Below are 15,216 nucleotides of genomic sequence, written 5' to 3' on the forward strand. Positions count from 1 at the left end.
GGATTCCTTTACAAGAAAGATCCGGTTCTAGATCGGCGCGACCACTCATGCAAAGTTGAGCAATCGCCGTTTCACCATCCGGTGATCCACGTTCCAGAACCATTTCCAAGTTCATATTCCGCCCGCTATCCAGCGAGCACCGCTAGTGAACCACGAAAAAAGAGATGCGTCAAGATTTTTTCACACGTGTCACTTATTCCGCTTGGTACCAGTTTGCCGCCTCATTGCATCAGGCAAGCCACGCCGCGCCTGATGCAGCCGTCCGTGACACCGTGCAGCCAAAACCTATTCGGACGTACTAGGTTCGCCTGCCTGACCGAGTAGTATTGGTGTCGGCGCACGAATCGTTCAGGTAATATATGATCTGTCGGCGCTACCAGCCTCCGAAGTTCGGCCTTCGGCGGCCCAAACTGCCGTGACCCGCCCCGATCGACTGACGGGTCCCACGTGTCTTTCTCTGCGACGCGCAGAAGGCAGTCCCCTCGCAGCCTTCGCTGCGGCGGGAACGACTGATCCGGAGCGCAGAGATGCCCGCTACGATTCCCCCCAACTCTCACCCGTGTAGCCCGCCGAGTTGCACGAACTGCCCGACCAAGCTCTGGCGACCGCCCACTGCATGCGATATGCAGCGCCGTGACCAGCGACCGCAAACTGATCGACGCCCTGGCCGACACCGCTCAGCGCGTGGACGTTCCCTTCGGCTCGGAGCACTTCGATGAGGCTGCCGCGAGGGCGGGCATCCCGTACAGCCGCTCCCTCGACCTCTATCTCGACCGGCAGAGCCAGCGTGAGGCTGACTCCCTGCCGCTCCACCTTGCCCACATGGCGTTGATGCACTGACGCAGTCCCCGCCATGCCTGAGGGGCGATCCGTGATGGGTCGCCCATTTTGCTTTTCAACAAGTTATTGGAGTTAAACTAACCGTTACAAAATTACAAGGTTGTCTTGAGCCGTCTGTTTTTAACTAGAAAGAGGAGTGGGTAATGGCTTTATATAAGCATGGAAACCGTCTTACTCAATCGAACGATGCTGCGTTCGACACCACGCATACGCCAGGCACGGCGGCCCCGCATCCCGGTATTTATCGGTGCACGAACTGTGGGGACGAAATAGCCATTGCGGGCGGACACACATTACCCCCGCAGAATCACAAGCAGCACAATCCCAACAACGGACGAATTGCTTGGCAGCTTCTGGTTTACCCGGTTCAGCAGTGATGACGAATCAAGAGCCAGCATCTTGCTGACATTAGGTTGCTCAGCCCTGTCCAAGGGGCGATCCGTGATGGGTCGCCCCTTTGCTTTTCAAGGGCTTATGGAGGCTGGTGTGCCGTGTGGCAGTTAGAGGGCAAGTTTTTCGAGGGCCCCTCGGCCCCCGAAACCCCACGAACACGACCTAATAGCTCCTACATACCCAACGCACAGGAGCGCGCCATGAAGCTGGAAGAAATGAACATGAAGGACCTGCTTGCCCTGCACAACCGAATAGCCGACAAGCAGGCTGACACGAAGACCTTCGCAACCCGAGGCAAGCCGGTCGCGCGGATCGAGTCGATCGCGGCCGACAAGAACGTCGACCTCGCCTCTTTCGGGCGACCGCAGACGCCCGAGGCAGCCGTGCCGAGCGCACAGCCGCAGGCCGAGGCCGCCGAGAGCCCGGACGCTCAACCCGAGACCGCGAAGACCCCGCGCAGCAAGGGCATTGGCGCGCTCACCCGTCAGTTCCTGATGGTCCCCACGGGTTATCCACATGCGCTCATCGCTACTATGGTTAACGCGCAGATTGACGGTGCGCAGGCGACCGATAAATCGGTGAGATGGTACGCCAACGAGATGCGCAAGAAGGGAATTGAAGTCCCACCCCACCAGAAGGCTGACCCCTCGGACATGGACGCGGAGCATTCGGCCGAGGCGATGAAGATCGTGCAGGTGATTGCCTAAGGCTAGCTGCCGCTGTTGCGTCGTGCATGAAGAAGGGCCACCGTTGTGAACTGACCCCAAGAACTTGGATAGCGGGCTTTTTCGTTTTGACACTCATCCAACCATTCTGTTGTTTGTGACAGTCCAAGTCTTCAGCTTATTGCCAAGTCACGCGGCAGCAGACCGGCGCAAAGCCGGTGAAGGGAACTGCCAAACAGCACGAATCTCCGCTGCATAAACCGACGCATTGCACCCACCAGCGCGCAAATGGAAGAAGGGCTGTAAAAGCCCTCCGAAAAACATCAGAACACAGATAAATAACCTTATCATCTGTTCAAAACGAACATGTTGCGCTCTCACGCAGAAGAAGCACTCTAGTGCTACAGGCAGCATCGTTTCCGATGCCCGAATCCCGAGATCAGTTTGAACCGCAAGCTGAGACCAAAGGTATGACCCGTGGAAAAAACTCTTGTTAACGTTGACGGCGCCGCTCAAGCATTGAGGCAATTTGCTGAAGAGCGAGATTGGCATAAATTTCATTCGCCCAAAAACCTGGTCATGGCGCTCTCCGGAGAAGTTGGCGAACTCACCGAAATATTTCAGTGGATGTCGGAAGCGGATTCGCTCGGTGCTGCGACCTCACCAAAAACATCCCAAGCAGTGCGCGATGAGCTCGCGGACGTCGCGCTTTACCTTGTCCGACTTGCCGACGTGCTTGGGGTTGACCTTAATGCTGCAGTGAGCAGCAAACTCGCATCCAACGCTGCCAAGTACCCCATCGAACTATCCAAAGGCGTGAGCACCAAGTACGACCAGTTGCCAAAGCCATGATCGTCTATCAAGCTGACAAGAAGGACTTCTTGGTCGACTACAACGATCGTGACATCGAAGATGTCATTTACGAAAAGTACCGTGCTGCCACAGACCGAAAAGTGGCGCAGGCGGAGATCCGATCCTGGCGAGAATCCCTTGGCTATGTGGCACGTGTCCTGAGTGACCCGGACATTGCCGACGATGTTGGGGTGGCGGTGGAATTCATCCTTCCGCAATCTGCCAAACGCATCGACGTCATTCTTGCTGGACATGCTGACGATGGTTCGCGACGTCTGATTGTTGTGGAGCTAAAGCAGTGGTCCTCTGTTAACGCTACAGACCGCGATGCTATCGTCTTGCTACGTCATGGCGGTCGATCAGACCAAATGCGTGTGCATCCCAGCTACCAGGCATGGTCCTACACCGCATTTTTGGAAGGCTTCAACGAGGCTGTCTACGACGGCGGTTTGCAAGTACGCCCTTGCGCCTACCTGCACAACTACGCAGCGGATGGAATCATCGATGCGGCTCACTATCAACCATATATTGAACGTGCACCACTGTTCCTGAAGGGTGATGATGATCGCAAGCGACTCAGAGAATTCATAAAACAGCATCTTCGCCATGGACGAGGTCGGCAGGTACTGTTCGATCTGGACCAAGGCCGTCTTCGCCCGTCCAAAGCGCTTGCTGACGTGGTCGGGAAGCTTCTCAAAGGCAACGAAGAATTCGCGTTGATCGATGATCAGAAGGAGATCTTCGAGGCTGCAAAGGCTGCATGCCGTCAGGCGAGCGCTTCCAACCAACCTCGTGTGGTGATCATTGAAGGCGGTCCAGGAACCGGCAAATCGGTCGTTGCAGTAAACCTGCTCGCCGCCTTGCGAGAAGGGCTGACTGTTAAATACATCTCCAAGAATGCGGCACCGCGTGCGGTGTATAGCGAAAAGCTCATCCAGACCCAAGAGAACGCGCATCTGGTCAATCTGTTTGGTGGCTCAGGCTCGTTCACTGAAACAAGCACGGATGCCTTCGACGTGCTGGTTGTTGACGAGGCGCACCGCCTAACCGAGAAAAGTGGTTTCTATGGGAACCTGGGTACACACCAAGTCCAGGAGCTTATCAATGCAGCCAAGTGCAGCATTTTCTTTATTGACGAAGACCAGCGCGTAACGCTCAAAGATGTAGGAACCAAGGCAGCCATCCGTAAGTTTGCGGCCGCTCGCGGAGCAGAGGTTGAGGAGTACGCTCTTGCCTCGCAGTTTCGCTGTGCAGGTTCAGATGGTTACCTTGCCTGGGTGGACGATGTGTTGCAAATCAGAGCGACTGCGAACGGCAGCCTTGAAGATATTCCGTTTGACTTTCAAGTTTTCGATGACCCCGAGGAAATGCACGCAGCGATTGAGGCAAAGAACAGCGGCAATCGAGCACGCGTGGTCGCCGGATATTGCTGGCCATGGAACAGCAAGAAGGACTCCAAGCAGATGGATGTGGTGATCGGCGATTACCAGCGTCAATGGAATCTTGACCAAGACGGCAGTCTTTGGATCATGGCACCCCATTCAGTGCAGCAAGTGGGTTGTATCCACACCTGCCAAGGCCTGGAAGTCGACTACATCGGAGTGATCATCGGTCCTGATCTGGTGATGGACGGAGAGAAACTTACCACTCTACCCAGAGCGCGCGATCGGCACGATAAAACCATGAAAGGCTTCGTGAAGATGTCCAAGGAGCAGCCTGCTGAAGCTGCACGGCAGGCGGACATGATCATCAAGAATACGTACCGCACGCTTATGACGCGTGGAATGAAAGGGTGCTATGTCTATGCGACTGATGCAAAGCTGGCCGCCTATCTCAGGTCCCGTGGCAAGCAAACGCAGTCCGCTTAGCCTCCACACCGCATTGAAACTTCAGTTCTAGCAGCGCAAAAGAGTCAGTCGCTCCCATGGGTATGCGACAACCGAGCTCTTACCCCTGCAAATTGATGAATAGTGAATGGGGCGCACGCGGCTTGCAGCTCCCTCACCCAACGCCACACGTGCCGGCATCCACGAATGCCGCCTGTTGGCGTTCTGCATCCTCTAAAGCAAGGGAAGCGCTGCGGTTCACCCAGCGCCACCCTTCTCCCCCTCGGCAGCCTTCTCATTAGCCCGCTGCAGCACCCCCTGCGCATCCTCCGTCAGCGCATATAAGGCGCTATGCAGACCGCCTTGCAGCCACTTGCTCAGCTTGAACGCCCCATCATCATCCGCACCGATCAGCAAAGCCGATATAGCACTCAAGCCATACAAGCGCGTGTTGATCGCTTGGGCTTCGCACTCCGTCAGCGCCAGGTCGTCCGTAAAGCCGCAGGCCCTGCGATGACTGCAAATGTCGTGAATGTCCAAAGGCGGGTCGCCATCGTCAGCGATGGCCTGGATGGCATCGGCATAAGCGGCCTCCAGGCTGGAGGTTTCCGAGTCGGTATCAACGCATGAGCCGGCTTTTGCAGCCGCAGGGGCAGCTTGGGGCTTGCTGTTCATGATGACGCCTCCTGACTCCGGGACAGGTTGCGGAGTAGAGGCAGTGCCCGTACGGCCATGTTCAGCGCGTTGTGCACGTCGGGATGGAGTTGGATAAGGGCGACTTCGCCCACGCAGAAAGTGGGCGCAGAGATGCGCGCGAGGGATGAATGAGCCATGGTGGACTCCAAGCAGTGTGGTTTGCAAAAACCACCACCCGGACGCCAATCAGGGCGGCAGCTCGAACAGGTTGGCGTACCGGACACCGCTTGCGCAAACCGGCGAGCCTCGCGGCTCCCTGCCCGAGCCGCCATAAAAGGGGCACGAACAAACAAGCCGCAGGTACTCTGCGGAGGAGACTGCGGCTTGCGTCGCAGCAATGTGACAGGACGCCAATCCCGGCTGCGCTTTACGGACGCAGCGGCGTAACTGTAGCACGGCAGGAATGGAAGTACTTGGGTGTGGCGCATTATTGAACCCCTTCCCTTCCCTTCCCTTCCCTTCCCTTCCCTTCCCTTCCTTCTTATCCCTGCCCGAGTCTCTTGGTCCGAGTCATTGAAGCGGTAGCGGCCTGGCTGTGTCGGGAAGCCGTCACGGTCGGCGACTGCGACAGCTGCGTTAGAAGCCAGCACCCTCCCCCTAACCACCCAAAGCCACCACCGGCTCCAACCGCGCCGCCTGCCGCGCCGGCATCCACCCAAACACCAAGCCGGTCACCACCGCGCACCCAAAGGCCAGCAGCATCGCGCTGACCGACAGCACCACGGCGCCGCCCAAGAAAACCAGCACCGCGCCAATCAACACCCCAAGCAACACGCCCACCGTTCCGCCCACCATGGTCACCAGCACCGCCTCGGTCATGAACTGGCGCTGGATATCCCACTGGCGTGCGCCAGTCGCCATGCGGATGCCGATCTCGCGGGTGCGCTCCTTCACGGCCATCAGCATCACGTTCATCACGCCGATGCCGCCGACCAGCAGCGAGACGGCGGCGATCAGGCTGAGCATGGTGGTCATGGAATCCTTGGCCTGGGCTGCAGCCTGCAGGCGGGCGGCGGCGTTGGCGACGTAGAAGTCTTCGCGGCCGTGGCGCAGGCGCAGCAGGCTCTCGATCGCCGCTTGCGCGGGCAGCACGCTTTGGGAATCGCGGGCCTGGATAACGGTGTAGTGCGGGTCAAAACTTTTGCCGTTGGGGAAGATGCGCAGGATGCCGGAGCGGTAAGGAACGACGACCAGGTCGTCCTGGCTCTGGCCGCCATCGCCGGCGCCTTTTTCCGACATGACACCCACCACCTGAAAAGGCGTGGTGCCAATCAGCAGCAGCTCACCCAGCGCTTTGCGGCCTTCAAAAAAGCGCTCATGCACCTTTTTGCCAATCACCACGACGGGGGCCAGCTCCGCATCCTCGGCCTCGGTAAAAAAGCGCCCTTGCGCCACGGGCCAGTTGTGGATGGCGGGCCAGGCGCTGGTGGCGGCAATGGTGTCGCCTTGCCAGGCCACATTGCCGTAGCGCACGGTGGCTGGGTCGCGCGCTACCGGCATGGCTTGCGCCACCTCGGGCAGCTGTTCTACTGCCTCCAGGTCCGCCAAGGTGGTCACGCCCGTGGGCCCGCCTTGGGGCGGTTTGCGGTTGTTGATGTACATCACCGTCGCCCCCATCGCGCCCATGCGTGCCACCACCTCCTGGCGGGCGCCTATGCCTACCGCCAGCATCACGATGACCGAGGCCACACCGATGACGATGCCCAGCAAGGTCAAGGCCGTGCGTGCGCGGTGGATGCGCATCGAGCGCCAGGCCGAGCGCAGTGCTTCGCGCAGGTCGGCGAAGGGTTGGGTGCCCGGCTTCTGCACTGCCTCTTCCATATCTGGCGGCGGCAAGGCGGCCTGCGATGGCGCTTTGGCCGGGTTGGCGTCGCTGTCGCTCACGATGCAGCCGTCCCGGATCTCGATCACGCGGCGGGCCTGCGCCGCGACCTTGCGGTCATGGGTGATCAAGACGATGGTGTGGCCGGCGTCGGCCAGCTCGTGCAGCAAGGCCATCACCTCGGCGCCGCTTTGGCTGTCGAGCGCGCCGGTGGGTTCATCGGCCAGGATGATGCGGCCGCCGTTCATCAAGGCCCGCGCAATCGATACCCGTTGCTGCTGCCCGCCCGATAGTTGGTTGGGCCGCAGATGCCGCTTGTCTGCCAGCCCCAGCCGGCCGAGCAAGGCCTGGGCACGCGATGCCCGCGCGGCCCTTGCGCTGCCCGCATAGATGGCGGGCATCTCCACATTTTCTTGCGCCGAATCCGTCGCTATCAGGTGGTAGCCCTGGAACACAAAGCCAAAGGCTTCGCGCCGCAGCCAGGCCAGCGCGTCGGCATCCAGCGCGGCCACATCTTGGCCGTTGAAGTGGTAGCTGCCTTCGCTCGCCCGGTCCAGGCAACCGAGCAGGCGCATCAGCGTGGATTTGCCCGAGCCCGATTGGCCGACGATGGCGACAAACTCGCCCGCCTGGATGGACAGATCAATGCCATGCAGCACTTCCACCTCGGGCCGGCCCGTGCTGCTGCCGCCATAGCGTTTGCGGATGCCGCGCAGTTCGATCAGCGGTGTCGGCAATGGAGCCTCCGGTTACCGGGGCGGCTGGCTGCATCCGCCGCGTTGATCGCAGTTACTGGCAATCGCTCAATAGTCATAGCGCAAGGTCATCGCAAAACTGCGCGGCGTGCCCACAAACACGCCGCCGTAGTTGTTGTTGGTAGGGATCGACTGGTAGTAGTGCTTGTCCAGCGCATTGCGCACGTTCAGCTGCAGGCGCAGGTGGTTGTTGAGCTGGTAGGCCGCATGCAGGTTGAGCAGCGCATAGCCGCCTTGCTGGATGCGATAGCCACTGCCGCTGTACGACATGGCGCTTTGCGCCTGCACATTGCCACCCAGGCGCCACTTCCCGCCGGGCAAGCGGTAGTCGGTCGATACCTTGAAGATCTTGCGCGGCAAGGTGGTGTTGTAGGGCAGGCCGTCATTGGGGCCGGCCACGTATTTCGGGTCGCTGTAGGTAAAGCCGGCGGCCAGGTTCCAGCCGGGGGTGGGCGAGCCCGACACCTCCAGATCAATGCCCCGGTTGCGCACCTTGGCGCCCTCGGTGTAGCAACGGGTGGCGCCGGTCAGCCCGCAGGTCGAGGCCATGTTCAGGGCGACTGGCAGGTTCAGCTGGTCGGTCTGGAACAGGGCCACGGCCGTCTGCAGGCGGCCATCGAAGAACTGGCTCTTCATCCCCACTTCGTAGTTCTTGCCCTTGACCGGCGCCAGCAGGCCGTTGGGGCTGTAGTACTGCTGGATCGAGTAGATGTCGGTGTAGCTGGCGTAGAGCGCATGCGCGGCGCTCAGGTCATAGACCGCGCCGGCATACGGAATCACCTGCCGGCCCGAGTCGAATGACGCGTTGGTGTAGGGGCTGCGCGATGCATAGTCCGACCAGCTGAGGCGGCTGCCGATGATAAAGCTCAGCGCATCCGTCGCGCGCAGGCGCGTGGCCACGGCTGCGCCCTTCTCGTTGCGCTCCAGCGCATAGGTGGTGGGTGTGCTGCTGAAACCCGGCACCCGGATCGACGAGAAGTCAAAACTGCTGATATCGATCGTCTGCGAGCCCTGGGCCGCAAAGATGTCGTAGTCGAAATTGTCCCGGCGGCGGCTCAGGCTCAGCATCAGCTGGTGCTCACGGCCAAACAGCGTGTAGGGGCCGGTGGCATGCAGGTCAAAGGCGACTTGCTTGTCCTGGTACTCCGCATCCACCCAGGACAGGGTCTGGCCGGTGTCCGAGACGCGCGCCGGGTAGTTGGCGACAAAGCTGGCGTCGGAGCGCACGGTGTTGAACGCGGCCGTCAGACTCCAGCCATTGCCCAGGCGGTGCTTGATGTCGCCAAAGACGCTGTAGTTGTCGCGGTTGAGGTGCGCGCCTGCGCCGGACAGCGAGGCCGAGCGGTCCAGATCGTAAAAGGTGCCATCTGCCCGTGTGTTGAAGCCGCCCCAGTCATAGCCCTGGTGGTTGTCGCGCTGGGCGCTGAAGCCCAGGCTGGCTGTGGTTGCGCTGCCCAGGTCGGCCTCTACGATGGCGTAGAGCATGCGATTGTCGGCTTCGGCCCCCTGCTTGAAGCTGTTGGCCTGGTTGTCGAAGACCACGGCACGGCCACGCACACTGCCTGCGGCGTTGAGCGGGCCGGACACATCGAGTTGCGCTCGGTAGTCCGCCCAGGAGCCCGCGCCCAGCTCGGCGCTCATCTGGAACTCGCGCGTAGGCCGCTTGCGCACCAGGTTGATGACGGCCGACGGATTGCCCGAGCCTTGCAGCAGCCCATTGGCGCCACGCACCACCTCGACCCGGTCATAGATCGCCATGTTGTTGAGCGACATGGCATCCGCGGAAAAACTCTCGGCCATGCTGGTGGACATACCGTCGATCTGCAGGTCGGTGATCTGGAAGCCGCGCGAATAGAAGTAAGAGCGCTCGGTGCCCAGCTTGCTGTAGGTCACCCCGGGCAGCGCGTCGGTCACATCGTCGAGCGACTGCATATTGGCGTCGCGCATCTGCTGCTGCGTCACCACGCTGACCGACTGCGGCGTCTCGCGGATGGACAAGTCCATCTTGGTGGCCGTGCGGACCTTGTGGGTGGTGTAGGCGCCTGTACCCTCGGTCACGCCACTGGCATCGGACTGGGCCGTGACCGTCACCGTCGACAAGGTGGCCACATCCCGGGGATCGGCGGTCGGTGCTTTTTTGACGATCACTTCGGCACCCTGCAGCTCCGCAACCAAGCCGCTGCCCTGCAGCACCCGGTCCAGCGCCTGCCGGGGCGTCAGGTTGCCCGCCACGGCAGGCGCCTGCTTGCCTGCGACCAGGTCGGGATGCACCATCAGCTGCAAGCGGGCCTGGCGTGCCAGCTCGTTCAAGGCCGTGCCCAGCGGCTGCGCTGGCACGGAGATGGGCATGGCGGCGCTGGCCTGGGCATGGGCGGGCAAGGCGCTGAGCGCCAGCAACGGCAGAGCGAGCACGGTGGCCAGAGCGAGGGGCGCGAGTTGAAAGCGCGGTTGCGGCATGAATACGATCTCCACAGTAGAAAGTTAGGTTCCTAGCTGTGCTGACGCATGACTCGCCAAGATGTTGAGGTCGCCAAGCAAATTTTTTTGAAAATTTTTTGCTTCCATCTCGCACGCTTGCCCAAGCGGTACATTTGCGCTGCGCCCCGCTGCTTCCACCATGGCCTCAACCGCCGCGTGCAGCGGTAATTTCCGTCTTGCCATCCTTGGGCACCAGGCGCACCGGCAGCACCCGGGGCAAGGCCCGGGCAAAGGCTGCCAGCTGCCGCAGCTCAAAACTGCCATGCACCTTGAGCGCGCCGACGGCCGGATCGCGGATGACCAGACCGGTATCGCCATAGCGTTCAAACTCGGCCACCGCCTGGGCCAGCGTGCTGCCGTTAAAGCTGACCCGGCCTTCGCGCCAGTTGGCCGCAGGTGCGGCCTCGTGCTGCACCGGCCCGGGCAGGCCGCTGGCATCGGTGCTGACGGACTGGCCTGAGACCAACTCCACTGCGGCGTCGGCACCCGCCAGCTCCTGCGTGCTCTGGCGGCTGGCCACGCGCACGCGGCCCTGCTCCACCGCCACGCTGACGCGCCCCTCCTCCCCCAGCCCACTGCGCGTGTTGCGCACCGAAAAGCGTGTGCCCACGACCGTGACGCGCGTCGCGCCGGCCAGCACATCAAAAGGCTGGGCGCTGTTGGTCTGCACGGTAAAGAACGCCTGCCCCTCCAACAGCCGCACCTCGCGGCGCTGGCGGTACAGGCTCACCTCCACCTGCGTAGCGGTGTCCAGCCACAGGGTGCTGCCATCGGGCAGCGCCAGCTGCCGCTGCTCGCCACGGGCCGTCGCCAGACTTTGTGTAAAGGTCGGCTGCTGCTGCCAGATATTCCAGCCATACCAGCCGCTGCCCACCATGCCCAGCGCGACAGCGGCCACGCCAGCCTGGGGCAGCAGCCAGCCCAGGTTGGCCAACCAGGCGCGGCGGCCGGGCGAGCTTGGCGCGCCTGATGGGCGGCGTCTCTCGCCCGCAGCGGCACGGTCCGCCATCGGTGGCGGCGCCAAGGCTGCTGGGCCTTCAGCGCTGGGTGGCAAGCCCGCCTTCAGCGCATCCACGCCGGCTTCTGGCAGCTCATCCATGCGGCCCCAAACGCCTTCGGCCTGCTCCAAGGCCTTGGCGTGCTCGGGGTCGCGCTCCAGCCATTCCTGCAATTCCGCCTCTTCTGCGGCAGTCAGCCCGTCCTGGCGGCGCACCATCCAGCCGATGGCCTCCACCTCCAGCGGATCCTGGCCGGCAATGAACTCGGCATAGTCGCGCGCATCGGCCGCCTCCTGGTGGGAAGGTGGCAGGGATCGGCTGGGCGCGCTGTGGCGGTGGTGGAAGTCTTGCTGGCTCATGGGCGCTGAACCTTTGTATCGGCGCCATGGCCAGCGGGTGCTGATGCGGCGGCACGGCCATGGAAACGATCATCACAGGCCTTACAGACCAGGACCGCACGGATCACATGCTGGGCCACCATATTGCGGGAGATGCCCATGTGCGCGGCCACTTGCTGGTGCGACAGGCCATCAAAACGGTTCAGTACAAAGGCCTCGCGGCAGCGCGGTGGCAGGCTTTCAATCGCCAGGTAAACGGCCCTCGCATACTGGCTGAAGGCCAGCACCTCCTCGGGTTGCAGGTGCCTGGGTGCCAGCGGCTGCTGCGCTTCGTCCAGCGCTTCGAGGCTTTGGTGGCTGCGCACCTGCTCACGCCGGTACTCGTCCGTCAGCAGGTTGCGCGCCGTGCGGAACAGCAGCGCTCGCTGGTCTGCCACCTGGGTGCCCGACTGCTGCACGCCAAAGAGGCGCACATAGGCCTCCTGCACCAGATCAGCCGCCGAGTCGCGGTTTTTCAAAGTGCGGGCGCAGAAGTTCAGCAGTTCTTTGTAATAAGCATGCGCGGCCACAGCGAATCGAGCCCCATCCCTTGCATTGGTATTGCCCGTCAGGTGGCAAGCAAGATGTGGCGGCCGCTGGATCTGTAGCGCGTAGCGAGACGGTCAGCCGGCAATTATAGATGCAAATGAGAATTCATCTTATTTACATTGCGGCTGAATACGGTGCCTGATGCACGGCTCGGCAGCGCCAGATCTAGCGCCCGCGCACCAGGCGCTTCAGGCATTTCTGGCAAGCTCGCCGCTCAGGGCCCACCGTGCAACGGTCTCACACCAACACTTTTGTATAGTTTTGTACACTGCCTCTCGCAGCGCTACATTCGGTCAGAAAACCCCTATGCCAAACCGCCGCTGGCTTGAACAATCGCTCCGTCAGTTTGACAAAACAGCACCTCCACAAGGATTTGACCATGAGCGCAGCACAAGACAAGGTTCTCTACACCGGCCGCACGACGACCACCGGCGGCCGCTCCGGGGCATCGCGCAGCGATGACGGGCATCTGGATATCCGCCTGACCCAGTTTGGCACGGCAGGCACGGGCACCAACCCCGAGCAGCTGTTTGCGGCGGGCTGGTCGGCCTGCTTTATGGGCGCGATGGCGCGGGCGGCACAGACGCTGGGCGTCAAGCTGCCAGCAGACCTGGCGGTCGAAGCCGAGGTGGACCTGGTGCAAAACGCCGAGGGTTTTGCGCTGGCCGCGCGCCTGAACGTCAAGGTACCCGGCGTGGCGCATGACCAGGCACTGGCCGTGGTGCAGGCGGCGCACCAGATCTGCCCATATTCCAAGGCGACACGCGGCAATATCCAGGTCGATCTTTCCGTGGCCTGATCGCCTCTTGGCTCCCCACCCGGCTTGACCTCCATGCGCAGCATTCTTCAACGGTTTGTCCCTTCCACCCTGCTGGCGCGCGTCGCCTTGCTGGTGGTGCTGGGCATGGGTGTCGCCCAGCTGCTCACCTATATGGCCATTCGCCATGAACGTGAGCAGGCGCTGATGCGGCTGATGATCAGCGGGGTCGAGCGCGATATTGCCAGCTCGGTCGCGCTGATCGACCGGCTGCCGGCGGGCGAGCGCCAGGACTGGTTCCCCAAGCTCGAGCGCCCCAACTACAGCTTTTCTCTGGAAGGTGCGGTCAGCAACGCCGCGCCCACCGACCCGGCGCTGGCCCGCTTTGCGCAGGTGGTGGCAGATGCCTTGCAGCCTTTTCCGGTGCTGGCGATGGGCCAGTTGGGCGACCGGCCCGATGCTGTGCGCATGCAGCTGCGGCTGAGCGATGGCTCGCCGCTCTACATCGTCGCGCGCCGTGTGCCTATGCCCGTGTCGGGCTGGGTCACCTGGCTGCTCGCAGGCCAACTGCTGGTGCTGGCGGGCCTGGCTTGGCTGGCAGTGCGCGTGGTCACCCGGCCTTTGGAGAGGCTGGCAACAGCGGCCGACCAGCTGGGGCCGGACCTGCTGCCCGTCGTCGTCGCCGAAGCAGGCCCGGCCGAGGTGGTGCGCGCTGCGCGTGCCTTTAACGCCATGCAGCAGCGCATCGCCGGCTACCTGAACGAGCGCATGCAGATCCTCGCTGCCATCTCGCACGATCTGCAGACCCCCATCACGCGCATGCGCCTGCGGGTGGACCTGATGGACGACATGCCCGATGCCGACAAGTTTCGCCAGGACCTGGAGGCCATGCGCAGCCTGGTGCACGAAGGCGTCAACTACGCCAAGACCCTGCAAGGCTCCGACGAGAAGGTGCGGCGCCTGGACCTGGATGCGCTGCTGCGCAGCATCGTCAATGACTATGCCGACATCGGCAGCCCGGTAACACTTGATGGCGCTGCGGGCCAGCCCATCCACACCCGCCCCCATGCGCTGCGCCGCATTCTGGGCAACCTGATCGACAACGCGCTGAAGTACGGCCAGCGCGCCGATGTGCATCTGCGCCTGCAAGCGGGCCATTGCTACATCGATGTCTGCGATACCGGGCCCGGCATCCCCGAGGAACAGCTCACTGCGGTGCTGCAGCCCTTTTACCGGGTGGAGGCCTCGCGCAACCGCGACACCGGCGGCTCGGGCTTGGGCCTGGCCATTGCCCACCAGCTGAGCCTGTCGCTGGGCGGCACGCTGCGCCTGCACAACCGCGCCGAAGGCGGCCTGCGCGCCAGCCTGCAGCTGCCGGCCACCCGCTGATACCACCCATATCACCTGACATCCACTGACACCACCGCCACCTTCTGCCATGACAAGCACCTCCCCTGCCAGCGACCACGTTCTTTTGGTGGATGACGACCGGGATATCCGCGACCTGGTCAGCGCCTACCTGCAAAAAAATGGCCTGCGCGTGACCACGGCGCCCACGGGCCGGCATATGCGGCAGCTGCTGGAGACCGCCGGCCCGTTTGACCTCATCATCCTGGATCTGATGCTGCCCGGCGAAGACGGGCTGACCCTGTGCCGCGACCTGCGCGCCGGCAAGTTCAAGACCACGCCCATCATCATGTTGACCGCACGCGGCGATGAGACCGACCGGGTGCTGGGCCTGGAGATGGGTGCCGATGACTATATGCCCAAGCCCTTTGCCGCGCGAGAGCTGCTCGCGCGCATCAAATCGGTGCTGCGGCGCACCCGTATGCTGCCACCCAATATGCGCAGCAGCGAGGAGGCGCGGTTTCTGGCCTTTGGCGAATGGCGGCTCGATACGGTGGAGCGCGTGCTGCTGGACCAGGATGGCGTGATGGTGTCGCTGAGCGGCGCCGAATACCGGCTGCTGCGCGTGCTGGTGGACCACCCGCAAAAGGTGCTCAGCCGCGACCAGATCCTGTCCATCACCCAGGGGCGCGAGGCCGAGCTGTTTGAGCGCTCCATCGACCTGATGATCAGCCGCCTGCGCAAGTGCCTGAACGACGACGCCCGCGAGCCGCGCTATATCAAGACCGTCCGCAGCGAGGGCTATGTGTTTGCCGCTCAGGTGGAGGCCCAGGATGTTTAGGGTTCGCAAATGGCTGTACA

The 15,216-nt window shown here is 62.3% G+C and carries 12 protein-coding genes; 7 read left to right on the forward strand and 5 right to left on the reverse strand.

Annotation, left to right across the window (positions count from 1 at the left end):
- The first annotated feature begins 633 nt into the window (after window positions 1-633).
- The 4 genes from DCO45_RS16875 to DCO45_RS16895 all read left to right on the forward strand — a co-directional run bounded on the left by DCO45_RS16875 (window position 634) and on the right by DCO45_RS16895 (window position 4,618).
- Window positions 634-840 carry a hypothetical protein gene (locus DCO45_RS16875; protein WP_116926902.1) on the forward strand — a complete coding sequence of 69 codons (207 nt, stop codon included), beginning with the start codon at window positions 634-636 and terminating at the stop codon, window positions 838-840.
- Between the two features lie 593 nt (window positions 841-1,433).
- The gene (locus DCO45_RS16885) at window positions 1,434-1,940 is read left to right on the forward strand and encodes a hypothetical protein (protein ID WP_116926988.1); all 507 of its coding nucleotides are present in this window, start codon (window positions 1,434-1,436) and stop codon (window positions 1,938-1,940) included.
- Between the two features lie 435 nt (window positions 1,941-2,375).
- Entirely contained in the window at window positions 2,376-2,750 is a 375-nt protein-coding gene (locus DCO45_RS16890) for a nucleotide pyrophosphohydrolase (RefSeq protein ID WP_116926904.1), read from the forward strand.
- Window positions 2,747-4,618 carry a DUF2075 domain-containing protein gene (locus tag DCO45_RS16895; protein ID WP_116926905.1) on the forward strand — a complete coding sequence of 624 codons (1,872 nt, stop codon included), beginning with the start codon at window positions 2,747-2,749 and terminating at the stop codon, window positions 4,616-4,618. Before DCO45_RS16890 ends, DCO45_RS16895 begins: the two co-directional genes overlap by 4 nt.
- Before the next feature lie 216 nt (window positions 4,619-4,834).
- Here the strand turns inward: DCO45_RS16895 and DCO45_RS16900 are convergent, their stop codons facing one another.
- From DCO45_RS16900 to DCO45_RS16920, 5 genes are all read right to left on the reverse strand, one after another.
- Window positions 4,835-5,251: a hypothetical protein gene (locus DCO45_RS16900; protein WP_116926906.1), complete on the reverse strand. Its 417-nt coding sequence runs from the start codon at window positions 5,249-5,251 to the stop codon at window positions 4,835-4,837.
- 618 nt (window positions 5,252-5,869) lie between these two features.
- Complete coding sequence (locus DCO45_RS16905; RefSeq protein ID WP_116926907.1) at window positions 5,870-7,831, reverse strand: ABC transporter permease; 1,962 nt, start codon at window positions 7,829-7,831, stop codon at window positions 5,870-5,872.
- 66 nt (window positions 7,832-7,897) lie between these two features.
- Window positions 7,898-10,306 (reverse strand): TonB-dependent receptor, encoded by a 2,409-nt coding sequence (locus DCO45_RS16910; protein ID WP_116926908.1) that lies wholly within the window; start codon window positions 10,304-10,306, stop codon window positions 7,898-7,900.
- 166 nt (window positions 10,307-10,472) lie between these two features.
- The gene (locus tag DCO45_RS16915) at window positions 10,473-11,684 is read right to left on the reverse strand and encodes a FecR domain-containing protein (RefSeq protein ID WP_116926909.1); all 1,212 of its coding nucleotides are present in this window, start codon (window positions 11,682-11,684) and stop codon (window positions 10,473-10,475) included.
- On the reverse strand, window positions 11,681-12,232 hold the full coding sequence (locus tag DCO45_RS16920) for a sigma-70 family RNA polymerase sigma factor (protein ID WP_116926910.1): 552 nt from the start codon (window positions 12,230-12,232) through the stop codon (window positions 11,681-11,683). The genes DCO45_RS16915 and DCO45_RS16920 overlap by 4 nt, the downstream gene beginning before the upstream one ends.
- A gap of 398 nt (window positions 12,233-12,630) precedes the next feature.
- Here DCO45_RS16920 and DCO45_RS16925 point away from each other — a divergent pair, with 398 nt between their 5' ends.
- From DCO45_RS16925 to DCO45_RS16935, 3 genes are read left to right on the forward strand one after another with little or no spacing between them, the layout of a single operon-like run.
- A complete protein-coding gene (locus DCO45_RS16925) occupies window positions 12,631-13,050 on the forward strand; it encodes an Ohr family peroxiredoxin (RefSeq protein WP_116926911.1) in 420 nt (139 codons plus the stop codon).
- 33 nt (window positions 13,051-13,083) lie between these two features.
- Window positions 13,084-14,397: an ATP-binding protein gene (locus DCO45_RS16930; RefSeq protein ID WP_116926989.1), complete on the forward strand. Its 1,314-nt coding sequence runs from the start codon at window positions 13,084-13,086 to the stop codon at window positions 14,395-14,397.
- A gap of 49 nt (window positions 14,398-14,446) precedes the next feature.
- Window positions 14,447-15,196 carry a response regulator gene (locus tag DCO45_RS16935; RefSeq protein WP_116926912.1) on the forward strand — a complete coding sequence of 250 codons (750 nt, stop codon included), beginning with the start codon at window positions 14,447-14,449 and terminating at the stop codon, window positions 15,194-15,196.
- The last annotated feature ends 20 nt before the right edge of the window (window positions 15,197-15,216 follow it).

Origin of the sequence: Comamonas sp. JNW (assembly GCF_003105075.1) — a bacterium.
GTDB classification, from domain to species: Bacteria; Pseudomonadota; Gammaproteobacteria; order Burkholderiales; family Burkholderiaceae_C; genus Comamonas; species Comamonas squillarum.